The sequence below is a fragment of the Colwellia sp. SU-HH00943 genome (assembly GCF_057546125.1).
Genome location: NZ_BAAJLW010000002.1, coordinates 1 through 22,821, shown reverse-complemented (window position 1 = coordinate 22,821; position 22,821 = coordinate 1). Strand labels below are relative to the sequence as shown.

Below are 22,821 nucleotides of genomic sequence, written 5' to 3'. Positions count from 1 at the left end.
AAAAGTGAGTACTAACTTGTTAACAACACCGCCTTTATCTTTATATATTCATATTCCCTGGTGTGTGGAAAAATGCCCTTATTGCGATTTTAATTCTCACGCATTAAAAGCAGCAATACCTGAGCAAGAGTATGTCGCAGCACTCATTGCTGATTTAGATGCTGATATTGAGCGTTTTAATTTACACAAGCGAACACTTCACTCTATTTTTATTGGCGGTGGCACACCTAGTTTATTTTCAGCCTCAGCCATTGAGCAGTTATTAAACCAAGTGCTTGCAAGATTTTCCTATGAGCAATCACTTGAAGTAACACTAGAAGCTAACCCTGGCACTGTGGAAGCAGATAAATTTAAAGCATTTGCTAAAGCTGGCGTAACACGGTTATCCATTGGTATTCAAAGTTTTGAATCAGAAAAGTTAATCAAGCTAGGTAGGATACACAATGTTGAGCAAGCAAAACAGGCTGCTCATCTTGCCAAAGCTTCAGGTGTTAAAAGTTTTAATCTAGATTTAATGCATGGTTTACCCAACCAAAGCATAGAAAATGCCCTTGATGATTTGAAAACAGCAATAAGTTTATCGCCAGATCACCTTTCATGGTATCAGCTAACTATAGAGCCAAATACAGCATTTCACTCAAAGCCTCCGAAACTTCCTCAAGATGAAACCTTATGGGATATACAAGAGCAGGGTTTTAAACTATTAGCCGATGCAGGTTATCAACAATATGAAGTTTCTGCCTTTAGTCAAGCAGGTAAACAATGCCAACATAATCTCAATTATTGGCGATTTGGTGACTACCTTGGAATTGGCTGCGGTGCCCATGGCAAAATAACCAATGCAAATACTGGTGAAATACAACGAACCATTAAAGTTAAGCACCCTAAAGGTTATCTTGATGCTACACGTGACCCATTAGATCACTTAACAAGCGTCACGGCACAAGAGTTACCTTTTGAATACATGATGAACCAACTTAGATTGTTTTCTAGCTTTACCCTTGAAGATTTTCAACAAGCTACCCATTTATCTCCACAGGCTATTTTACCGACACTAGAAACAGCACAAACCAAACAGCTTATGCAATGTAATAACAATGAATGGCAAGTGACTCAATTAGGACATCGTTATTTAAATGACTTATTGGAGCTCTTCCTATAATGACTAACATTACTGAGCAAGCTGATCATGCTTTTATGCAAAGAGCATTTGCATTAGCTCAACAAGCTGAAAAAATAAATGAAATACCTGTTGGGGCTGTTGTTGTTCATCAAGGAAAAATTATTGGTGAAGGCTATAACCAATCCATCACATTGAACGATCCATCCGCACATGCAGAAATGATCGCAATACGTCAAGCGGGTGAGTACCTACAAAACTACCGATTAATTGATTGCACACTCTATGTTACGCTCGAGCCTTGCCCCATGTGTGCAGGCTTGTTAGTTCATAGCAGAATAAAACGTTTAGTGTATGCCAGTGATGACTTTAAAACTGGCGCTGCAGGCAGTGCTTTTAACCTAGTGAATTGTGAGCAACTTAACCATCAAATTGCTGTAGATAATGGGCTTATGTCTGGTGATTGCAGTGAATTGTTATCTGGCTTTTTTAAGCGTCGTCGCGATGAAAAAAAGCGTAAAAAAAAGGCCGCTAAAGAGCAATCTAAAACTTAGTGCTCTTTAGCTTGAGTTAGTTCTTGGGCTTGTGCAGATTGTGATGAAAGTTGATTAAAATAAAACTGTCTACGTGCGTTTACTTTATGGTGTTGAATTTTTAAATGCTTTTTTCGTGCATTGGCTGATTTCTGTCTTCTAATGCTCATCATTAGTCTCTCTTACTTTGTGCTTTAATTAAGTTCTTAGTCATTATTATCTTTAAATATGACAGTGAAATGACATTAAGGTAAAAAAGTTAAAAAATTATCGACAAATTGTAATTAGCAATTAACGCGTCATCTAAGAAATAGCAATTAGACAAATTACTCAGTCGCTTCTGCAGTTCCAGTCTGTTCACTATCAGATTGAGTTGCTTCCTGCTCTATGTTCTTTTCATCTTGAGATTTATTGTCCAGCCAAGTGAGCGTGTCATAATAGCGACGAATATTTTCAACATAACTGACCGGCTCTGCACCACGAGCATAACCATACTTAGTTTGTTTATAATATTTTTTCTGCTGTAGAAGAGGTAAGCGTGTTTTCACTTCTACCCAGCGATCGGGATCACCACCCTGCTGACGAGTAATAATTCTGGCATCATTTAAATGGCCAAAGCCGACATTGTATGAAGCCAGTGCAAACCAGACACGATCAGGGCTTGGAATCCTATCAGGCATTCTATCTATCATTCGTTGGAAATATTTAGCGCCACCACGAATACTTTGCTCAACATCTAAACGGCTTTTGATGCCCATTTGTTTAGCCGTATCAAGTGTTAACATCATCATGCCTCGCACACCGGTATGAGAACGAGCATGAGGCCGCCAATGTGATTCTTGATAGCTTATTGCTGCTAATAAACGCCAGTCAATCTCTTGCCCATATTTTTCAAATAACGGCTGATATTGAGGTAATTTATTTTCTACTGCTTTGATAAAAGTACGGGTTTCAACATAATTAAATTCTTCAATATGACCGTAATATTTATCATCAAGTGCTAGCAATGTACCGTCATGATGAACCTCACCAAAAAATTCAACTAAGCTAGCCATTATACTATCGTCACTGTTTTTACTTAACATCCAGGCTAAAGGCTCAGCCTCACTGATACTAAAAGCAATACTAATTTCCGGATAATAGCGTCTGTTGATGGCTAAAATATTACTATCAATCACGGTATAGTCTATTTCTTCGTTAAGCACTTTTAATAGTAACTCTTCACTGTCGAAATCTTTATTTTCCTGCCAAGTTAACTCAGGGTTGGTTTGTTTTAAGCGCTCTAAATTTTCTACATAACTGGAATCGGCAGTTACCATTAAAGTACCGGATAAGTCTTTTAATTTTCTTGGCCACTTTTTACCTTGCTTAAACACTAACTTTTGAGTTGCCTCTTGATAACTAGGCCCAAAACGAAAACGCTGTAAACGCTTATCAGTAACAGATAAACCGGCAGCAAGAAAGTCAACTTCACCATTATTGAGTTTAATAAAGAGCTCATCTAGGTTATAGCTAGGCACAACTTTCAGCTCAACATCAAGCCATTGCGCATACTTTTTCGCTAACTCATATTCAAAGCCGGCAAAGCCTTCTCCTTGAATGCCATCACCCTTAATATAAAAACTATTCGGGCCATATAAAGTGCCAATGGTGACATAACCTTGCTCAATAATTCGAGAAAGACTTGCAGATTGTTTTTGATCATCACAAGAAAATAGCGTTACTAACAATAAAAACGTGACAAAAAGTCGTTTTAAATGCAGCGGCTTCTGGTGAGTAAAGTTAATAATTTTCATTACTTAATTGTGGCGCGTATTCCCTTGTTAGCCAAGTACTTTTTTTTATCATAACTTTTTAATGAAAACATAGTGTTTTAACGCTTACTAAACGATTAAAAAACAACTATAATACGCGCGAAATTTTCGCTTAGGCTAAACTCAACCATTAGCCTGATCAAAAACCTACATAAATATGGTGATTACCCTATGACGATGCCTAAGACAACGTTAATAAAAAATCTTCGTGGCGCTCCTGCTCTTTCTGACTTTAGAATTAAAAAACTATTGGCTCAATGTGCTGATTTAGCACTACCAGTAGCAGATATTTATGCTGAGTTTGCGCACTTTGCACAACTTAATGCTGACTTATCAACCGACGAAGAAAATGTTTTAAAGCAATTATTAACGTACGGACCAACTATTGAAGAACATGAACCACAAGGTCAGTTTTTACTAGTAACACCGCGTCCGGGTACTATTTCACCTTGGTCATCAAAATCAACAGACATTGCTCATAACTGTGGTTTAGCAAAAATTGAACGTTTAGAGCGCGGTTTAGCTTATTACATTACCTTAGCTGATGGCGCTAACTTAACGGCTGAGCAAAAGCTACAGCTTAGTTCGCTGCTTCATGATCGCATGATGGAAAGTGTGTTTACTGATTTTGAAGATGCTCAACAATTATTTGCTAGTGCAGAGCCCGGTAAACTTACTGCAATAGATATTGAAAATGGTGGCAAAAATGCCTTAGTGCAAGCTAATATCGAATTAGGTTTAGCTCTCGCTGATGATGAAGTTAATTACTTATTTGAGAACTTCACAAAATTAGGCCGTAATCCACATGATATTGAACTGTACATGTTTGCTCAAGCAAACTCAGAGCACTGTCGTCATAAAATATTCAATGCCGATTGGACCATTGATGGTAAAAAGCAGCCAAAATCATTATTTAAAATGATCCGCAACACGCATGAAGTTAACGCTGACTTTGTGTTAAGTGCTTATAAAGACAATGCTGCGGTAATGGTTGGTAATAAAGGTGGCCGCTTCTTCCCTAACCCTGAAACCAATATTTATGGTTATAGTCATGAAGATATTCAGGTATTGATGAAGGTTGAAACCCATAACCACCCTACCGCTATTTCTCCATACCCAGGCGCTGCAACAGGTAGCGGTGGTGAAATTCGAGATGAAGGAGCAACAGGTGTCGGCTCTAAACCCAAAGCAGGCTTAGTTGGTTTTTCAGTATCAAACTTACGTATCCCTAACTTTGAACAGCCTTGGGAAACAAACTACGGCAAACCAAGCCGCATTGTGTCCGCTTTAGACATAATGTTGGAAGGCCCACTTGGTGGCGCAGCCTTTAATAATGAATTTGGCCGCCCTGCTATTTTAGGTTATTTCCGCACCTACGAAGAGCAAGTTAACTCGTTTAACGGTACTGAAGTTCGTGGTTATCACAAGCCTATTATGCTTGCCGGTGGTTTAGGTAATATTCGTGACGAACATGTACAAAAAGGTGAAATTGTTGTTGGTGCAAACTTAATCGCCCTTGGTGGCCCTGCCATGAACATAGGTTTAGGTGGTGGTGCAGCTTCATCAATGGCTTCTGGTCAATCAGCTGAAAACCTCGATTTTGCTTCGGTACAACGTGAAAACCCTGAAATGGAGCGTCGCTGCCAAGAAGTTATTGATAAGTGTTGGCAGTTAGGTGACAAAAACCCTATTTTATTTATTCATGATGTTGGTGCTGGTGGTTTATCAAACGCCTTTCCTGAGCTAGTGTCTGACGGTGGTCGTGGTGGCGTTTTTGAATTACGTAACGTACCTAATGATGAGCGTAGCATGACGCCTCATGAAATTTGGTGTAACGAATCTCAAGAGCGCTACGTACTTGCTGTTTCAGATGAACAGCTAGCACAATTTACTGAAATTTGTGCCCGTGAACGCGCACCATTTGCTGTTGTAGGTCGTGCTACTGAAGAAGAGCACTTAACCGTTACTGACGAGCACTTTGCTAACGACGAAGAACTCAATACGCCGATTGATTTACCCCTTAATGTCTTATTGGGTAAAACCCCAAAAATCATTAAAAACGTACAAAGCACAACCGCAGCAGGTGATGCGCTAAAAGTAAGTGACATTTCAATCACTGATGCTGCTGACCGTATTTTAAGCTTACCGACAGTGGCTGAAAAAACCTTCCTGATCACCATTGGCGATCGCTCTGTTACCGGTATGGTTAACCGCGATCAGATGGTTGGTCCATGGCAAGTACCGGTTGCAGACTGTGGTGTCACCGCTGCTAGTTTAGACTCTTACCATGGTGAAGCAATGTCATTAGGTGAACGTACACCTGTTGCACTGCTTAACTACGGCGCTTCAGCTCGCTTAGCGGTAGCTGAATCACTGACTAACATTGCCGGTACTGATATTGGTGATTTAAACCGCATTAAATTATCAGCTAACTGGATGTCGCCAGCAGGCCACCCAGGTGAAGATGCTGGTTTATATGAAGCGGTAAAAGCCATTGGTGAAGAATTATGTCCAGCCCTTGGTTTAACTATTCCAGTGGGTAAAGACTCAATGTCGATGAAAACCCAATGGCAAGAAGACGGTGAAGATAAGTCAGTAACCTCACCACTTTCATTAGTAATCACTGCTTTTGGTGTCGTTGAAGATATTCGCAAAACCGTAACACCACAATTACGCACAGATAAAGGCGATAGCCGCATTGTTGCTATTGATTTATCTAAAGGCAAGAACCGTTTAGGTGGTTCATGTTTAGCGCAAGTTTATAAACAATTAGGTAATGAAACACCCGATGTTGATTGTCCTGAAACGTTAAAAGGCTTTTTCAATGCTATGCAAACACTTGTTCGTGAAGAAAAGTTAATTGCCTATCATGATATCTCTGACGGTGGTTTATTCACTACGGTAGCTGAAATGGCATTTGCAGGTCACACAGGTGTTGATATTGATTTATCGAGCTATTCTGGCGATAACGTGTCTGTATTATTCAATGAAGAGTTGGGTGCCGTTATTCAAATTCGTGAGAGCGATGTTGATGCAATTCACGCTATTTTAGATGCTCATGGCATTTTAGATTGCTGTAAAGATGTTGGTCGTATCAACAACGACGATACTATTCGTTTTAGCCGTGATAATGAAATTGTACTTGAAAACTCTCGTACTTATTTCCGCACAACTTGGGCACAAACCACTTTTAAGATGCAATCTTTACGTGACAATCCAGCTTGTGCTCAAGAAGAGCATGATGTGAAGTTTGATACTGAAGATCCAGGTTTACAAGCTAACTTAAGCTTTGATATTAATGAAGATATCGTCGCAGATTTAATTGCCAAAGACGCCCAAAATAAAACCAACCCTCGTGTTGCTATTTTACGTGAGCAAGGGGTTAACTCGCATGTTGAAATGGCGGCTGCTTTTGATCGCGCCGGCTTTACCGCTGTTGACGTTCACATGTCTGATATTTTATCAGGCAGAGCAGATTTAGCTGATTTCAATGGCTTAGTTGCTTGTGGCGGTTTCTCATACGGTGATGTATTAGGCGCAGGTGAAGGTTGGGCAAAATCTATTTTGTTTAACGACAAAGCACGCGCTATGTTCAAGGCCTTCTTTGCACGTGAAGATACTTTCTCATTAGGTGTATGTAACGGCTGTCAAATGCTATCAAACCTAAAAGATATCATCCCAGGTAGTGAGCACTGGCCTCGCTTCGTGCAAAATGAATCAGAGCGCTTTGAAGCACGTTTTTCATTAGTTGAAATTCAAGAAAGTCCTTCAGTTTTATTTAAAGGCATGGCGGGTTCAATGATGCCAATTGCTGTTTCTCACGGTGAAGGTCGTACTGAGTTTAGCTCGAATGAAGCAATTGATGCCGCTAACAACTCTGGTACTGTTTCAATGCGCTATGTTAATAACTACGGTGATGTGACTGAAACTTACCCTGCTAACCCGAATGGCTCAGTAGATGGTATTACTTCATTAACGACTACTGATGGGCGTGTCACGATTATGATGCCTCACCCTGAACGTGTATTTAGAACCGTTGCTAATTCATGGCACCCAGATAGCTGGGGTGAAGATTCACCTTGGATGCGTATGTTCAGAAACGCGCGTAAATTTATCGGCTAATCTTTTTGCTGATAAGACCAATTTCTTTGTCGAAAGTGCTCATTGATTAGTGTCAACTCCGCGCTTTCTTCGTGAACTTGGCCTAATCAGCTTCAAGAGTTCTGATACTGCTTTATTACAGTAGACACTAAAATCATGATAAAAAACCGACAACTTTCTCTTGAAGCTGTCGGTTTTTTTTTGATGCTTTTATCTGTTAGGCTAAGCTCATTACAAATATAATTACAGCACAGAGTTACAATGAAAGATCACGACTGTTCTCCTTTAGACGATTTTATTGAATACCCCAAAGCAGAAATGCTTGAACGATCAGCGCAATTTTATCAAGACATTAAACGCCGTCATTCCATTCGAAGTTTTAGTGATAGAAGTGTTGATAAAGCCGTTATTGAAAATTGTATCAAAGCGGCAGGCACAGCGCCAAGTGGCGCGAATCATCAACCTTGGCATTTTGTTGCCGTAAACTCAGCTGAAATTAAAAAGCAAATTAGAGAGCAAGCTGAGCATCATGAACGTGGTTTTTATCAAGGTCGTGCCGGTGAAGAATGGCTAGATGCATTGAAAGATTTAGGCACTGATGCCAATAAACCTTATTTAGAACATGCCCCTTGGCTTATTGCCATTTTTAGCCAAAAAAAAGGTGGTATACATGAAGAAGATAAAAACACGAATTATTATGTGCATGAATCAGTAGGTATTGCCACGGGCTTTTTAATTACGGCCTTACACAATGCGGGACTAGCGACATTAACCCATACACCTAAGCCAATGTCTTTTTTAAATAAAATTTGTCAGCGAGGAGATAATGAGCGCGCTTATATGTTACTTATAGCCGGTTACCCCAACGAAGATGCAACCATTCCCGCTCATGCACAAGTGAAAAAGTCATTAAATGATATAGCGACTTTTTTATAAGCCTTATTAACTAAGACAAAACTGGTAATGACAAACTAGACAAAATCTAGCTGAATGTCTGTGCAACCTTTATCACAGCGAATACCTGTATTTTCGCCTGCCTCTGGTGTTGATAGTTTCAAAGGTTGCTGGCATGTTGAGCAAAGTACCGTTTGCCCTGCCATAACTTTTTTCATTAATTGCTTCTGGGCAACAAAAGAACTTTTACTCTTATTTTTTAAGGCATCGAACTGCTTAAGATCTATCATATCTTTGTGTGGCCATTAACTTTATATGCAATAAAAACCATCAAATTGTCCTTGAAGTGGTGCGCAACTGGTTTCGAGCAGTTCTTGATAGGCTGTAATATTTTCATAGCTTAACGGCATTTCAGGGTAGGCCGTAATTTCCCATGGAAGTTCTTCATTATCGGGAAAGGGTGTGAAAGAAAGTTTTTGGTTGTTTTCTAGGAGTAACTGGCCAAACTGTAAAGCAAGCGCTTGTGAAGGAAACAGTACTGAAAACTCTACTTCTCTTGGCTGGTCAAGATCACCACCAGCTTGTTGCATCTCCCATAGAGCATCACCTATTTTATCATTGGGAAAAAGGGTTAAATCACGACTCATCTAAAACTCAACTTTTATTTATACTGTGAAGAAATTACCGACATATTACCTGATAACCGATAAAAGTGTTAAGCTAACCCGTATTATTTTTACTAATTTATCTCCTTAAATGACCAGCATTTTTGAGCACCATATAAAATTTACTGAAGTAACTGAACCACCAAGTAATACAGCACTGAATTTTTTATTTGCGAGTCTAGAAAATACAGATAACGCATTAACAAAAGCTCAATTAAAGCAAGCCATTGCCAAAGGTGCATTATGGTTAACACGGGGTAAAAATACACAACGTTTACGCCGAGTGAAAAAAAACTTACAACCAGGTGACGAGTTGCATTTTTACTATAATGAAGCGGTGTTGGCTACTGAAGTTCCACAGGCAAGTTTGATTAGTGATCAAGGTGACTACAGTGTATGGTACAAACCTTATGGTATGCTTTCTCAGGGTTCAAAATGGAGTGATCATTGTACCATCATGCGCTTTGCACAGCAGCACTTCAATGCTGAGCGAGCCGTCTTTAGTATTCATCGCCTAGATAGAGCAGCAACAGGATTGATCCTAATCGCCCATAGTAAAAAAGCGGCAAGTGCGTTATCGACCATGTTTGAAAATCGTACCAGCAAAAACAATGCGCTTGAAAAGTACTATCAGATTATTGTTCACGGTGATTTTAGTCAGCAGCAAAATCTCGATAAAAGTACCAGTAAAATTGAGGTTAACCATAACCAAACACATGTGATCACAACAAAAGTTGACGGTAAAAATGCGCGTAGTCACTTTACTTATTTAGCGTATGATAAAAGCAAACATCAATCACTGATTGAAGTAAAAATTGATACAGGAAGAAAGCATCAAATTCGTATTCATGCCGCCAGCATTAACTTTCCCGTGGTCGGTGATAGATTACATGGCAAAGCTGATAACAACGAGAGTCAAAACTTACAATTATGTGCAATTCGATTAACCTTTAATTGCCCTATTTCCGGCAAGGTGAAACACTTTGAACTGCCCGATAACCTAAAGCCTCAGTTTTTAGACGAATAATTCTTATCTAAGACTGCTAGTTGTTTATCATGGTATTTGGATAGCACTAACAGCGCACAAATAGCACCAATTAAGGCGAGCATCATATCTGACTGAGTATCCCAAACATAACCTTGTGTACCTAGAAAGGCTTCAGCATTTTCACCTGTAGCCGCAGCAACCCACCACTCAAGAAGCTCATAAAAAGCACTAAAGGCTAAGCAAATAGAAATAACAAAAAGGTTTAACCAGGCTCGACCATTCACCGCATTTTTTCGAATCAAAATTTCACGAGCAATAATAGCGGGCACAAAGCCCTGTGCAAAATGCCCAACTTTATCGTAATTATTACGCTCTAAATTAAATATTTCTTTAAGGGTATCGAATAACGGAACTTCAGCGTAGGTATAATGACCACCAACCATCAGAATGACGCAATGGCATAAAATCAAGACATACAAGACTGGTGTTAATCTAAAGGAGTGATAGGTGTAAAGCACAAGCCCTGCACCAACCAGTGCAGGAAGCACTTCTAAAAACCAAGTAAAATAATCTTTCGGTGTGATAGCTGACCAAATAAAAGTCGCTAGAAAGATAAAAGCCCATAAATATTTGATGATATTACTCATAACCAATTATACCAAGTTGATTAAGTTCTTTCCCACTCAGCGAGAATTAAAAGGCTTAGAGGCAAAGCATTGATTGAAGAGAATGGTTATTCCCTTGTCAAAATCAATAACGCAGCATGTAAGCCTTTTAAACTCGCCCTTTGGGAGCTTGCTCGATGCCCACTAACTTCATTAAATTTATTTGATTTAGAATGACTAAACCTAAACAAATTTGCCTTGTTATTGAACATCGAGCATAGCTCTGAGTAGGGAAGAAATTTAATCAAATTGGTATTAATCCCTAATAAGCCCAAAATCCAAAAAGCTCATGGTCAATACTAAAGTAATACCATAGATACTAACAAAAAGACTATTAATTATACGCAGTAATTGAAATCATCATCGTTAAGTACAGAAAGTGCTGGCCCTACTCTTTCATCGCTACTTAATGCACTCAACAACTCAAAGCCCTGCTGGCGTTGCTCTTTTGATAAAGCTATATATGGTAAACGAAAGTTGGCTTTAACAGCACCAGTCATCATCAAAGTCGTATTAATTGCCACTGGATTAGGCTCGCAAAATAGCCATTGCATCAGATCTTGTAAACGATTATTTAACTCAACATTCTCATTATCCATTAACTGACGCATTAATGAAGGAACTATATTTGAAGTCACAGAAATAACACCATGAGAGCCATATTTGTGTCGACCGTCATGCGACTCATCATCATTACCTGACCAACACGCAATACCTTGTTTTTCATAATAAGCAATACGCTCATTACCACTACATTCTTTTACACCAATAAAGTTTTTGTGTTTAGCCAGTACTTCAATAATATCAGGGGTGAGATCTTGGCCAGTACGTCCTGGCACATTGTAGATAAATGCAGGGCCAATATCTAAGGTGCGAGTAAAGTGCTCAAGAACACCTGCCGTTGATGTTCTGCCATAGTATGGATTAATCTGTAAAGTTGCATCCATTCCCGCAGCAAAGCCATTTTTAGTGGCTTCAATAGCTTCACTGGTATTGTTACTGCCAGTATTACCAATAATTAACAGCTTATCACTAAATTTATGTACGCTATGCGCAATTAGAATCAGATGCTCTTCCCAACTAAGTAAATGCCCTTCACCCGTAGTGCCTCCAACAATAATACCATCAACACCTGCATCAATTTGATTTTGCACAAGCGTATCGTATGTTGCTAAATCAACGTCACCGGAATCGGTATATGGTGTTTTAATTGCGGTAATTAAACTAGCTGCTTTTAACTGCTTCATTATTTTCCTAATTTTTATCTTAAATTTGTGGGTAGTACCAACTAGCAGAAATAGCTATGTTCAAGTAACTATTTCCAAGTTACAAAGTCCAACTAACAATGTCCCATACTATCAGTAATTCTGCGCATTATAAAAACTTCATTCGTTTCTAGATGCTGATATTCAAAGGTTTGGTGATTTAGCTGTAATACTCGATACGCTTGATAGTTGTTCGCATCATTAAGATCAACACTATATAACTGCTCATCTATTAGTTCATTTTTGGTAATAGTAAAATGAACATCTGCTACTAATCCCCAATCGCCTAACTCAGTTACCTGCTCAATAACTTGCTCAGCCCCACCTTTAACTTTTTCATAAGTAATAAAAGTAAATTCAAAGCTACCGTCTGCACTTAATTGGGCATACTCAACAACTTTTCGATTTTGAGTATCTATATCACTTCTAAACCAACGGCCGAATAATAATTCTCTATCAAATTTCACGTTAATTTGCTCAGTAATAATTGAGTAAAGTAAAACAAAAAACACCATCCCTTATGTTTTTAAAAAGAGATGGTGTTATTTTAAAGATAATTTAGACTAAAGCCAATCTGAATAGCTTATTTAACTACAAGTATTTTGATTACATTCGGTTTTCAGTGTTAAATCGCTCTAGTATTAACTGTAAAAAAATAATTAATTCTTCAGTACTTTTATACTGCCATTAACACTTTCCATAGTGATATTTATATCTCCTGTTCCCACATCACCACGTAAGTGATGGCCAGCAAAAATATTTTCTTCTGAGCTTAAGCCAAACTCGGTTTTAATACTGCCATGCATAGTTTCTAGATCAAAATTAGCGTTAAGATCATCTGGCAAATACAGCTTAATACTACCATTTACAGTTTCAAGCTCGATTTCCTCAATACCTTCGCTGAGTGATTGATAAGTCACTTTAATACTGCCATTAACTGAACTTATTTCACTGTTTTTAGTAAGTCCGGTTGCTTTTACTGAACCATTAACCACTTGAGCATTCACCTCACCACTTACATTGAAAATTTTCAAACTACCATTTACCAATTCAATCTTATCTAGTTGAGTTTCACTAGGAAGCCATACTTTATATTCAACTTGAGCTGAATGATGGTTGTTGCTACCTGAACGCTCATGATAATGTGTTTCTACATTCACTGATTGACCATTTTGCTTCATTTTAACCTCAACCAAATCGCGTTGTTGCTGAGTATCAGCTTCAATTGTGGCTTCAATTTTTATACTTTGCTCATTCCAGCTATTAATCTCAACTGCGCCATTAATATTTTCCAAACTAAAACGACTATCCTTAGCTACCTCAAATGTGCGCTCGATATTATCGACAACTTTTGCCTCTACAAACAAAGAACATGTACTGATAAATGCACACACTAATAAACTACTTTTTAATAATATCTTCATGTTTTTCCTAGTCCTGTTTTTCATGTCTTAAAATGATTAGATGAAAGATGCATTAAAAAGGTTTAAATTAGCTAGAAAAATAAATTAGGAAATAAAATGATTGCGCCCAAAGTACAGCTACTTTTAACTGGCAATGAGTTAATGACGGGAGATATTGTTGATAGCAATTCAGCTATGATTGCAGAGCAATTAAAAGAGATTGGCTTAACCATAGCGCGCAAAGTGACCATAGCAGATGACCTTGATTTATTAGTCAGTGAAATCAATCAAATTGCAGCACAATCAGACATTCTCATTATCAATGGTGGCCTAGGGCCAACTATTGATGACTTAACCGCTCAAGCACTAGCACTAGCAAGTGAGGTAGAGCTCACAGAACACCCACAAGCGTTAGCTCATGTTATCTCATGGTGTAAAAAACGCGGGGCCAAATTAAATGCGCCAAACTTAAAGCAAACAATTCTTCCTCAAGGCTGTGAGATTGTTGCCAATAGACAAGGCAGTGCAGTCGGCTTTAAAGTGAATCATATGAATTGTGATATTTATTGCACTCCCGGTGTTCCTCGCGAGCTAAACACCATGCTTGCAGAGCAAATAAAGCCCGATATTATTAAAAATATTCCCAATGAATTAATTACCGACGTTTCTCGATTACAAGTATTCGGTTTAGGTGAATCGAACTTACAAAAACTGGTCGACGAGCAATTACCTGATTGGCCAAACGATATAGAGCTTGGTTTTCGTGCCGGTATGCCTTTATTAGAAGTAAAACTATCAACGAATACTCAACAGGGTCATCAACAAAAGATACATTGGCAACAAAAAATAGCAGATCTACTGGGGGATCACTTAATCGGTCAAATACAAGACAAACCAAAGAGTTTAGCTAAACATGTATTGGAAGAATTGGCTAAGCAGAACTTACAAATAACCACAGCAGAATCATGCACAGGCGGCTTAATTGCGAGCTTGCTTACTCAAGAAGCAGGTTCATCACAATGTTTTGAAGCTGGTTTTGTCACCTATAGCAATACAATAAAAACACAATTACTCGAAGTTGATGAAACCGTGATTGAAAAGAACGGCGCAGTGAGTGAGGCAACAGTTCTTGCGATGGCTAAAGGTGCTTTACATAAGTCATCCGCTGATATGGTCATAGCAGTATCTGGCATAGCTGGGCCTGATGGTGGTTCTGAAGATAAACCTGTAGGTACCGTTTGGATTGCTTGGGGAAGTAACACTAAACTCAATGCTGTTTGCTTATTAATGCCTTTACCACGTGTATATTTTCAAAAATATGTTGCGAATATAGGTTTAGATTTAATTCGTAGAGAGTTGATAAACAGCCAACAAATACCTCAATATATTATTGATAAGCAAGTTAACTAGGTTTTTTTTTACAACGCATTGCTAAGCCAATAAAAAGTTTATATATTTAAACAAATGTATGGTTAATTTCTGATGCTAGTGCAGTAAAATTTAACACTATAGCAATTAGCCTTATGATAGCATTAATTAAAATTAAACCATCAATAAAAATCCATACCATTTCAAATGGTTAAGAACTTATTCTATGGTGATAAACATAACTAAAAACGACAGTATTTAGTATTGGAGTCTATTTTGATAGAGAAAAATTTCATAACTAGTGGCCGAAACACGATCATTCATAAAGTAAAAAAGTTCGATCTACTCATTGTTAATGGTGAAAACCCGGTTGTTATTGTAAGTAACAGAGGCATTGGTATATACAAAGGTGAAATTCCTGCCAAGCGTTCCCTAGCAAAAAAAGCATATCAAGATGTAGTACATGTTGAATCTTCGGAGCTATTTGGTGAGGAAAAAACTTTGTTGTTTGTACAAGCATTAGACGGCAGAGAATACAAAATCGATTACAGCAAAACAGATACCAAATCTTTTATCAAAATACATCAAGATAATTATATTTAGCAGCCAGTTAAGATTAGTAAAAACACTATTATGCCATCTAAGTAGTTCATTAATCACTTTAATGATGATGTCGGAGAAAACCTTTTATGACTCAACTAAGTTTAGTCGTTAACGCCAAAGATAATATTGATTTACACTTAACGCCGATTAAAGGTGGTGATGCAGTCAATGAGGCGAGTGTACTTGAGTTAGTAAAAAACTCTCAGTACGCAGATTTAGCTATTAATAATGCAAATATTAAGAATGCTATTGCTGAACTTAATGACATACTAAAACCGTTACAAGATAAACAAACGGGCCGAGAAATCACTTATCAAATATTAGAGCGGATTGATGCCACAATTACAGTCACGATAGATGATGATGAAATGGGTGCTACCGCTGAAATATCTCCTGCACAAGGCGGCAAAAATTTATCCGCTAAAGCTATATTAAATGCTGCCCAAGAAATGGGCGTTAAAAAAGGTTTTAGTAAAGAAGAGTTAATAAAATTAGCCCATTTAGCCGCTAAAGCGCCACCAAACACACAAGTAAATTTACAGATAGCAACGGGTAAATTTGCCATTAATGGCAAAGACGCTGAGATAAAGCCACTCGTTGAAAGTGCTCAATCTCGTATCCTACGACCTAAAAAGCGTGAAGATGGTAGTGTTGATATGCGTGATTTAGGCGACATTATCTGCGTTAAAGTGGGTGACCCTCTCGCAAAGAAAATCCCATTAACTACGGGCAAACAAGGTTATACAGTTACCGCAACGCCCTTACCTGCTGAACCTGGAAATGATGTAGAGCTCGTGCCTGGAGAAGGTACAAGCATTAGCCCAAAAAATGAAAATATACTAGTTTCTGAAATGGTTGGCTTGCCTAAACTGATTCCGAATGGCATGGAAGTTGATGAAATTTATAAAATTAAAGACGTTACTATTGGAACAGGGAATATCAATTTTACCGGCAGTGTTATGATCGAAGGTGATGTTACTGAAGGCATGAAAGTCATTGCCAGTGGTGATATTACAGTCGGTGGCTTTGTTGAGTCAGCTATGCTAGAAGCAGGCGGCGACATTACTATATCTGGTGGTATTATTGGCCGTAAGCATGATATCGAAAAAACCAAAGTTACTGATGTAAAAATGAGCGTCAGTGTCAATGCCAAAGGTAGTATTTATGCAAAATATTGCCAATACGCTCAAATCAACTGTGGTAAAGATGTACGCATTGAAAATCAGCTATTGCATAGTTTACTGAATATTAATGGTCAGTTAAAAGTAGGCACTGAAGAGCAATCTAATGGCAAGCTTATTGGTGGTTATATTAAAGCAGGTACATCGGTTAGTGCCGGTATTGTTGGCGCAACAGCAGGCAGTAATACTATTATCAATTTTGAGCATGAGATAGTTAAACTAAAAGAACAAATGCACGATATTGAATCGCGCCTAAAATTTGATTCAGAAAAAACAAGTGAATTAAAAGAAGCGGCGAATAAATTAAAAAAACTTCCCAAAGAAAAAGCAAAACCAGAAATGTTAGCTAAGGTAATTTCCACTTATCAATTTCACGCTAAACGATTGGGTGAAATTCTACTGGAAAAAGAGGAGCATGAAAAAGCTACTCAAGAATACATGGAGAGTGTATATATTGAAGCAACTGAAAAAATTTATCATGGTGTTGAGCTTATTGTTGGTGACTTTCATGATAGATCTCGTCGAGAATATGGTCCAAGTAAGATGATTTATAAAGATAGAAAAATTCATATTGAGCCGATAGTAAATACATAGCAATGACATTTAAAACTCAACTAATACTCATACCCCTGCTATTTTTCATAGCCTTTAACAGCCAAGCTAAACAATGCTCGGTAAACTTAAATTACGGGGTAATCATAGATCCTAGTCATATACGCATCATTGATGAAGGTAAAACAATTATTCAAATTAATGGCGCTGCCCAATTATTTATTGAAGGGCGAGAAGTTGAATTAGATCACAATCAACAAGCTGTTTTAAGTGACTTCTCAAACGGAATTAGAAAACAAATTCCAGAAATTGTATCAATTGCTATTGAAGGCGTTGATATTGGCCTGAAAGCGGTGAACGAAGTCATTGGCGGTTTAACGGGAGAAAACAGCGCTACACAACAAAAAATTCAGACCAAATTTGATGAATTAAAGTGGCGAATTCGAACCCGTTTTAACCACAGTGCTAATAATTACTATATTGCACCTCAAGATTTTGCTGATTTCGATGAAATTTTTACTGGTCAATTTGAGCAAGAAATAGAAGAAATAATCTCAAATTCAATTGGCACTATTTTATTAGCCGTTGGTGAAGCAATCATTAATAGCTCTGATAGTGAAAATGCTAGAAATAGTGAACACCGAATTTCAACATTTGATGAACGCTTAAATAACATTAACAAAGATCTAGAACTTGAAATTAGTGCTAATGCCAAAACACTCAAAAAGAAAGCAAAACAGTTTTGTACGCACATGAGAGCACTAAATGATACGGAAAATAAAATGCATCAATCCATTAGTGTTTTAAGTCAATTCAATATTATTAAAGTCAATTAATACCAATTGAATTAACTATTTTATCGCCTCACTAGCATTAAAAAATAAAAAGCTGCAATATTTACAATACTGCAGCTTTCTTCTCATTACACTAAAATCAATACTTACATATTCGGATAATTTGGACCACCAGTGCCTTCTGGTGTAACCCAAGTAATATTTTGACTTGGGTCTTTAATATCACAAGTTTTACAGTGTATGCAATTTTGGGCATTTATCACAAATTGATCACCCTCTTGAGTTTTTTCAACTTCATATACACCTGCGGGACAATAACGCTGAGCAGGTTCATCATATTTAGCTAAATTAACCGTAATGGGAATTTCATTATTCGTTAATTTTAAATGGCAAGGCTGCTCCTCTTCATGGTTCGTATTAGACAAAAACACAGAAGAAAGCTTATCAAAACTTAACTTATTATCAGGTTTGGCGTATTGAATAACGGGAGCATCAGCTGCAAATTTCATTTGTGCATAATCTAAACTGTCATCTTTAAAATTAAACGGTAATTTCCCGCCAAAGAAGTTTTGATCAATAGTGTTATAAACACCGCCCATAAAGGTACCAAATTTGTGCATAGCAGGACCAAAATTACGGGTATTATATAATTCATCATATAACCAAGAGTCTTTGAATTTACGCGTAAAACTCGTTAACTCTTGCTTACCTTCCTCCGCGATACCATCACTAGAAATTAGTGCTTCAACAATAGCTTCAGCAGCTAACATACCTGACTTCATAGCCGTGTGGTTACCTTTGATTTTAGCAAAGTTAATTGTGCCTGCATCACAGCCAACCAATAAAGCACCTGGCATCGTCATTTTAGGTAAAGAATTAAACCCTCCTTTAGCCATAGCACGAGCACCATAAGAAACACGTTTACCACCTTCAAGGTATTGGCTTATTTTAGGATGATGTTTATAACGCTGAAACTCATCGAACGGACTCAAATGAGGATTTTGGTAGTTTAAATCAACAATTAAACCTACAAACACTTGGTTATTTTCAGCATGATATAAATAACCACCACCTGTAGTCTCTTTATCTAATGGCCAACCAGCCGTATGAACAACTAAACCTTCTTCATGCTTGTCAGGATCAATATCCCAAATTTCTTTAAAACCAATACCATAATGCTGTGGTGATTTATCTTCATCCAAATTAAACTTAGCAATTAACTCTTTACCTAAATGTCCACGACATCCCTCTGCAAACACAGTATATTTAGCTCGAAGCTCCATACCCGGCATAAAAGAATCTTTTTCATTTCCTTGAGCATCTAATCCCATGTCTCCAGTAATAATACCGCCAACACTGCCATCATCATTATAAATAACACTTTGTGCTGGGAAACCGGGAAAAATTTCGACACCTAATTGCTCCGCTTGTTCCGCAAGCCAGCGGCACACATTTCCCATGCTGGCAATATAGTTACCTTCATTATGCATGGTTTTTGGTACAGCAAAATTAGGTAACTTAATACCATTACTATCACTATTAAGAAGGTAAATATCATCGCCAGAGACTGCTGTCTTTAAAGGCGCACCTTTATCTTTCCAGTCAGGAAAAAGCTCATTCAAAGTACGAGGTTCAAAAACAGCCCCTGATAAAATATGAGCGCCCACTTCTGAGCCTTTTTCAACAACGCAAACCATCAACTCTTGCTCTTGTTGTTGTGCTAACTGCATTAAATGACATGCTGTCGATAAGCCTGCAGGGCCAGCACCAACAATAACTACGTCAAACTCCATTGATTCCCGTTCCATGCTCTCTCCTCATATTACAGGGTAATAGGTAAAAAATTCAAACAGGTGTTTGATATTCAAACAGGTGTTTGATAATATCTTAATAAAGGTGATCGAGCAAGATACAAATAGCTTATTTTTATTCAGCTTAACCTAGCTAAATTACCGGTTACTACTATGCTCTATTGATAGTAGTTTTAAACGACTTTCAACTTACCTTTGATATTTAACAAACAGATATCTGTTAAATATTGTATAGCAGTTTGAAAGTTTTCACCAAGACTACGTTGACGTAAACGTCAAATATAGATAGTCTTTTGAGAATAAACAAGAAACTTTATTTTTCGACATTAAAAAGCAAAACCAGAGGCAGCGATGAAAGTACTAGTTCCAATAAAACGCGTCATTGACTATAACGTCAAAGCACGTGTAAAACCCGACAATTCCGATGTTGATCTTGCCAATGTGAAAATGGCAATTAACCCTTTTTGTGAGATTGCCGTTGAAGAAGCTGTTCGCTTAAAAGAAGCAGGTACAGCGAGTGAAATTGTTGTTGTTTCTATAGGTGACAAATCGTGCCAAGAACAGTTACGTACAGCATTAGCCTTGGGTGCTGATCGCGCCATTCAAATTGAAGCCGCAACAAACCTAGACTCTCTAAACATTGCTAAGTTATTGCAAAAAGTAGTTGATGAAGAGTCGCCGCAGTTAGTTATCCTAGGTAAACAAGCTATAGATAGTGATAACAATCAAACAGGACAAATGCTCGCCGCATTAACCGGTATGGCTCAAGGTACGTTTGCTTCCGAAGTTAAAGTTGAAGGTGATAAAGTAAACGTAACTCGCGAAATTGATGGTGGCTTACAAACTGTTGCCCTTAACCTGCCTGCAGTTGTCACTACCGATTTACGTTTAAACGAACCGCGTTATGCATCCTTACCTAATATTATGAAGGCAAAACGTAAGCCTTTAGAGGTTAAAGATGCTGCAGATTATGGTATTGATTTATCTGCAAGAACTAAATTATTAAAAGTAACCCCACCTGCGGATCGCCAAGCAGGCGTTATTGTAGAAACTATTGACGAATTAGTTGAAAAACTTAAAAATGAAGCCAAGGTGATCTCATGAGTATTTTAGTATTTGCCGAACACGATAACAGCACCTTAAAAGCTGAAACGTTAAAAACCGTCGCTGCTGCTCAAGCTATTGGTAGTGACATCACAATATTGGTTGCTGGTTTTAACTGCCAACCTGTCGCAGAAGCTGCATCTCAAATAAACGGTATCAGTAAAGTACTTGTTGCAGATAATTCTGCTTATGAATATCAGTTAGCGGAAAATATCAGCTTACTAGTAACCGAACTCGCAAGTGACTACGATCACATTATTGCTACAGCATTAAGTACTGGTAAAAATTTCATGCCACGTGTTGCTGCGCTTTTAGATGTAACCCAGATATCTGATATTATTGCCGTTGAATCAAACGATACATTCGTTAGACCTATTTACGCAGGCAATGCCATAGCAACAGTTCAAAGCCTAGATAGTAAAAAAGTTATTACTGTACGTTCGACGGCTTTTGATGCCGTCGCAACAGATGGTAGTGCAGAGATTATTACACTAGATACAGTAACAGATGCAGAAATTTCAAACCATGTCAGTGATGAACTGACAGAATCAGAACGTCCTGATTTAGGTGCAGCTGGTGTTGTTATTTCTGGTGGCCGTGGTATGCAAAATGGTGATAACTTCAAGCTACTTGAAGGTATCGCTGATAAGCTCGGTGCAGCAATTGGTGCTTCACGTGCAGCTGTAGATGCTGGCTTTGTTCCTAACGATATGCAAGTAGGACAAACAGGTAAAATTGTTGCTCCTGATTTATATATTGCTGTAGGCATTAGCGGTGCAATCCAACATTTGGCCGGTATGAAAGATTCTAAAATTATCGTCGCTATAAACAAAGACCCAGAAGCGCCTATATTCCAAGTTGCCGACTACGGTGTAGTAGCAGACCTATTTGAGGCACTTCCTGAGCTTGAAGCCAAACTTTAACCTATGAAAATAGGTAAAGTTTAATAACTTCAACTGTTATACTAAAGCCACTCGTTGTAGTGGCTTTTTTATACCCTAAACAACTTCACTACACAACATTGATTACCAAGGTACAAATATTATGAGCGATAAATTATCAAGTCTTGCAGATCTTGCTGCTGCATTTGGGAAAGCTCCTGTTAAAACTTCGCATGATAATTCAATTAACAGTGAATCATTAGTATATTCAACGGACTCTGGACGTATTAAACAAAAAAAACAAACTAAAGAAGTTACTGCCAGTGATGGTTACGCGCATGTTCGCCGTGAAACGAAAGGAAGGAAAGGCAAAGGAGTTGTAACAATAAGTGGTTTAGGGCTAGATTCAAAATCATTGAAAAAATTAGCTAAAAAGATTAAACAAACATGCGGTACAGGTGGTTCAGTAGTTGATGAAACTATTGAAATTCAAGGCGATAAAAGAGAAGAAATAAAATCAGTACTTGAAGAAGAGGGTTTTAAAGTTAAATTTATCGGCGGATAACAACACATAATATATCATGCATGTATATCTGACTTACTTCTGCTCATCTACTTTTCCATTATTTATTAGTTACTTTGAACTCACTAATAAATTTTTACCCAGACAGCAAAAAGCCCGACTCTTTCGAATCGGGCTTCTCTTAATAGAAGTATAGCAATGTCCTACTCTCACATAAAGAGAAGAACACCCACACGCTTTCTACCATCGGCACTACTGCGTTTCACTTCTGTGCGCCGTGACATTTATTGTAGCTAAAAGCGAATGGAGTCAGGTGGGCGCATTGTGCTATTGGTTTGTTTTATTAAACCCCTGACAGCAAAAAGCCCGCACAGTGTGCGGGCTTCTCTTAATAGAAGTTTAGCAATGTCCTACTCTCACATAAAGAGAAGAACACCCACACGCTTTCTACCTATCGGCGAAACTGCGTTTAACTTCTGTGCGCCGTGGCATTTATTGTAGGTATAAGCGAATGGAATCAGGTGGGGGCATAGTGCTATTGGTTTGTTTTATTAAA

General features: G+C 38.0%; 21 protein-coding genes. 12 read left to right on the top strand and 9 right to left on the bottom strand.

The window, feature by feature from the left end; translation table 11 throughout:
* Positions 1 to 4: 4 nt before the first annotated feature.
* Together hemW and tadA are read left to right on the top strand one after the other, a co-directional pair.
* The gene (gene hemW, locus AC27GZ_RS05250; RefSeq protein WP_487093857.1) at positions 5 to 1,162 is read left to right on the top strand and encodes a radical SAM family heme chaperone HemW; all 1,158 of its coding nucleotides are present in this window, start codon (positions 5 to 7) and stop codon (positions 1,160 to 1,162) included.
* The gene (tadA, locus tag AC27GZ_RS05245) at positions 1,162 to 1,674 is read left to right on the top strand and encodes a tRNA adenosine(34) deaminase TadA (RefSeq protein WP_487093856.1); all 513 of its coding nucleotides are present in this window, start codon (positions 1,162 to 1,164) and stop codon (positions 1,672 to 1,674) included. The genes hemW and tadA overlap by 1 nt, the downstream gene beginning before the upstream one ends.
* On the opposite strand, the gene AC27GZ_RS05240 is transcribed toward tadA, so the two are convergent.
* Entirely contained in the window at positions 1,671 to 1,826 is a 156-nt protein-coding gene (locus AC27GZ_RS05240) for a hypothetical protein (protein ID WP_487093855.1), read from the bottom strand. The two genes, tadA and AC27GZ_RS05240, sit on opposite strands and share 4 nt — an antisense overlap.
* A 153-nt stretch (positions 1,827 to 1,979) precedes the next feature.
* Complete coding sequence (mltF, locus tag AC27GZ_RS05235) at positions 1,980 to 3,449, bottom strand: membrane-bound lytic murein transglycosylase MltF (RefSeq protein WP_487093854.1); 1,470 nt, start codon at positions 3,447 to 3,449, stop codon at positions 1,980 to 1,982.
* A gap of 195 nt (positions 3,450 to 3,644) precedes the next feature.
* Between mltF and purL the strand changes: the two genes are divergently transcribed.
* Positions 3,645 to 7,589, top strand: a complete 3,945-nt coding sequence (gene purL, locus AC27GZ_RS05230) for a phosphoribosylformylglycinamidine synthase (RefSeq protein ID WP_487094523.1) — start codon at positions 3,645 to 3,647, stop codon at positions 7,587 to 7,589.
* 240 nt (positions 7,590 to 7,829) lie between these two features.
* Positions 7,830 to 8,504, top strand: a complete 675-nt coding sequence (locus AC27GZ_RS05225) for a nitroreductase family protein (protein WP_487093853.1) — start codon at positions 7,830 to 7,832, stop codon at positions 8,502 to 8,504.
* A 35-nt stretch (positions 8,505 to 8,539) separates the two neighbouring features.
* Here the strand turns inward: AC27GZ_RS05225 and AC27GZ_RS05220 are convergent, their stop codons facing one another.
* Both AC27GZ_RS05220 and AC27GZ_RS05215 read right to left on the bottom strand, forming a co-directional pair.
* The gene (locus AC27GZ_RS05220; RefSeq protein ID WP_487093852.1) at positions 8,540 to 8,752 is read right to left on the bottom strand and encodes a hypothetical protein; all 213 of its coding nucleotides are present in this window, start codon (positions 8,750 to 8,752) and stop codon (positions 8,540 to 8,542) included.
* 21 nt (positions 8,753 to 8,773) lie between these two features.
* The gene (locus tag AC27GZ_RS05215; RefSeq protein ID WP_487093851.1) at positions 8,774 to 9,109 is read right to left on the bottom strand and encodes a ribonuclease E inhibitor RraB; all 336 of its coding nucleotides are present in this window, start codon (positions 9,107 to 9,109) and stop codon (positions 8,774 to 8,776) included.
* 109 nt (positions 9,110 to 9,218) lie between these two features.
* Here AC27GZ_RS05215 and AC27GZ_RS05210 point away from each other — a divergent pair, with 109 nt between their 5' ends.
* The gene (locus AC27GZ_RS05210; protein ID WP_487093850.1) at positions 9,219 to 10,154 is read left to right on the top strand and encodes an RluA family pseudouridine synthase; all 936 of its coding nucleotides are present in this window, start codon (positions 9,219 to 9,221) and stop codon (positions 10,152 to 10,154) included.
* Here the strand turns inward: AC27GZ_RS05210 and AC27GZ_RS05205 are convergent.
* The 4 genes from AC27GZ_RS05205 to AC27GZ_RS05190 form a co-directional block, all read right to left on the bottom strand.
* A complete protein-coding gene (locus AC27GZ_RS05205; protein ID WP_487094522.1) occupies positions 10,136 to 10,750 on the bottom strand; it encodes a DUF2238 domain-containing protein in 615 nt (204 codons plus the stop codon). The two genes, AC27GZ_RS05210 and AC27GZ_RS05205, sit on opposite strands and share 19 nt — an antisense overlap.
* Before the next feature lie 368 nt (positions 10,751 to 11,118).
* A complete protein-coding gene (gene dapA, locus AC27GZ_RS05200; RefSeq protein WP_487093848.1) occupies positions 11,119 to 12,027 on the bottom strand; it encodes a 4-hydroxy-tetrahydrodipicolinate synthase in 909 nt (302 codons plus the stop codon).
* 92 nt (positions 12,028 to 12,119) lie between these two features.
* Complete coding sequence (locus AC27GZ_RS05195) at positions 12,120 to 12,512, bottom strand: hypothetical protein (protein ID WP_487093847.1); 393 nt, start codon at positions 12,510 to 12,512, stop codon at positions 12,120 to 12,122.
* 192 nt (positions 12,513 to 12,704) lie between these two features.
* Positions 12,705 to 13,469: a DUF4097 family beta strand repeat-containing protein gene (locus AC27GZ_RS05190; RefSeq protein WP_487093846.1), complete on the bottom strand. Its 765-nt coding sequence runs from the start codon at positions 13,467 to 13,469 to the stop codon at positions 12,705 to 12,707.
* 96 nt (positions 13,470 to 13,565) lie between these two features.
* On the opposite strand from AC27GZ_RS05190, the gene AC27GZ_RS05185 reads away from it, so the two are divergent.
* The 4 genes from AC27GZ_RS05185 (at position 13,566) to AC27GZ_RS05170 (ending at position 17,988) form a co-directional block, all read left to right on the top strand.
* Entirely contained in the window at positions 13,566 to 14,858 is a 1,293-nt protein-coding gene (locus tag AC27GZ_RS05185; RefSeq protein WP_487093845.1) for a CinA family nicotinamide mononucleotide deamidase-related protein, read from the top strand.
* A 234-nt stretch (positions 14,859 to 15,092) separates the two neighbouring features.
* Positions 15,093 to 15,419: a hypothetical protein gene (locus AC27GZ_RS05180; RefSeq protein WP_487093844.1), complete on the top strand. Its 327-nt coding sequence runs from the start codon at positions 15,093 to 15,095 to the stop codon at positions 15,417 to 15,419.
* Positions 15,420 to 15,505: 86 nt separating this feature from the next.
* Positions 15,506 to 17,194 (top strand): flagellar assembly protein A, encoded by a 1,689-nt coding sequence (locus AC27GZ_RS05175; protein ID WP_487093843.1) that lies wholly within the window; start codon positions 15,506 to 15,508, stop codon positions 17,192 to 17,194.
* Positions 17,195 to 17,196: 2 nt separating this feature from the next.
* Positions 17,197 to 17,988, top strand: a complete 792-nt coding sequence (locus AC27GZ_RS05170; RefSeq protein ID WP_487093842.1) for a DUF2884 family protein — start codon at positions 17,197 to 17,199, stop codon at positions 17,986 to 17,988.
* 104 nt (positions 17,989 to 18,092) lie between these two features.
* Here the strand turns inward: AC27GZ_RS05170 and AC27GZ_RS05165 are convergent, their stop codons facing one another.
* Positions 18,093 to 19,754 (bottom strand): electron transfer flavoprotein-ubiquinone oxidoreductase, encoded by a 1,662-nt coding sequence (locus AC27GZ_RS05165; RefSeq protein WP_487093841.1) that lies wholly within the window; start codon positions 19,752 to 19,754, stop codon positions 18,093 to 18,095.
* Positions 19,755 to 20,108: 354 nt separating this feature from the next.
* Here AC27GZ_RS05165 and AC27GZ_RS05160 point away from each other — a divergent pair, with 354 nt between their 5' ends.
* From AC27GZ_RS05160 to AC27GZ_RS05150, 3 genes are all read left to right on the top strand, one after another.
* On the top strand, positions 20,109 to 20,861 hold the full coding sequence (locus AC27GZ_RS05160) for an electron transfer flavoprotein subunit beta/FixA family protein (RefSeq protein ID WP_487093840.1): 753 nt from the start codon (positions 20,109 to 20,111) through the stop codon (positions 20,859 to 20,861).
* Entirely contained in the window at positions 20,858 to 21,784 is a 927-nt protein-coding gene (locus tag AC27GZ_RS05155) for an electron transfer flavoprotein subunit alpha/FixB family protein (protein WP_487093839.1), read from the top strand. The genes AC27GZ_RS05160 and AC27GZ_RS05155 overlap by 4 nt, the downstream gene beginning before the upstream one ends.
* Before the next feature lie 202 nt (positions 21,785 to 21,986).
* Positions 21,987 to 22,307 (top strand): SUI1 family translation initiation factor, encoded by a 321-nt coding sequence (locus AC27GZ_RS05150; RefSeq protein WP_487094521.1) that lies wholly within the window; start codon positions 21,987 to 21,989, stop codon positions 22,305 to 22,307.
* The last annotated feature ends 514 nt before the right edge of the window (positions 22,308 to 22,821 follow it).

Bases quoted from the DNA above. Each gene is read 5' to 3' on its own strand.
- tadA (WP_487093856.1), top strand. From the start codon at position 1,162: ATGACTAACATTACTGAGCAAGCTGATCATGCTTTTATGCAAAGAGCA.
- AC27GZ_RS05240 (WP_487093855.1), bottom strand. From the start codon at position 1,826: ATGATGAGCATTAGAAGACAGAAATCAGCCAATGCACGAAAAAAGCAT.
- mltF (WP_487093854.1), bottom strand. From the start codon at position 3,449: ATGAAAATTATTAACTTTACTCACCAGAAGCCGCTGCATTTAAAACGA.
- purL (WP_487094523.1), top strand. From the start codon at position 3,645: ATGCCTAAGACAACGTTAATAAAAAATCTTCGTGGCGCTCCTGCTCTT.
- AC27GZ_RS05225 (WP_487093853.1), top strand. From the start codon at position 7,830: ATGAAAGATCACGACTGTTCTCCTTTAGACGATTTTATTGAATACCCC.
- AC27GZ_RS05220 (WP_487093852.1), bottom strand. From the start codon at position 8,752: ATGATAGATCTTAAGCAGTTCGATGCCTTAAAAAATAAGAGTAAAAGT.
- AC27GZ_RS05215 (WP_487093851.1), bottom strand. From the start codon at position 9,109: ATGAGTCGTGATTTAACCCTTTTTCCCAATGATAAAATAGGTGATGCT.
- AC27GZ_RS05210 (WP_487093850.1), top strand. From the start codon at position 9,219: ATGACCAGCATTTTTGAGCACCATATAAAATTTACTGAAGTAACTGAA.
- dapA (WP_487093848.1), bottom strand. From the start codon at position 12,027: ATGAAGCAGTTAAAAGCAGCTAGTTTAATTACCGCAATTAAAACACCA.
- AC27GZ_RS05190 (WP_487093846.1), bottom strand. From the start codon at position 13,469: ATGAAGATATTATTAAAAAGTAGTTTATTAGTGTGTGCATTTATCAGT.
- AC27GZ_RS05185 (WP_487093845.1), top strand. From the start codon at position 13,566: ATGATTGCGCCCAAAGTACAGCTACTTTTAACTGGCAATGAGTTAATG.
- AC27GZ_RS05175 (WP_487093843.1), top strand. From the start codon at position 15,506: ATGACTCAACTAAGTTTAGTCGTTAACGCCAAAGATAATATTGATTTA.
- AC27GZ_RS05170 (WP_487093842.1), top strand. From the start codon at position 17,197: ATGACATTTAAAACTCAACTAATACTCATACCCCTGCTATTTTTCATA.
- AC27GZ_RS05165 (WP_487093841.1), bottom strand. From the start codon at position 19,754: ATGGAACGGGAATCAATGGAGTTTGACGTAGTTATTGTTGGTGCTGGC.
- AC27GZ_RS05160 (WP_487093840.1), top strand. From the start codon at position 20,109: ATGAAAGTACTAGTTCCAATAAAACGCGTCATTGACTATAACGTCAAA.
- AC27GZ_RS05155 (WP_487093839.1), top strand. From the start codon at position 20,858: ATGAGTATTTTAGTATTTGCCGAACACGATAACAGCACCTTAAAAGCT.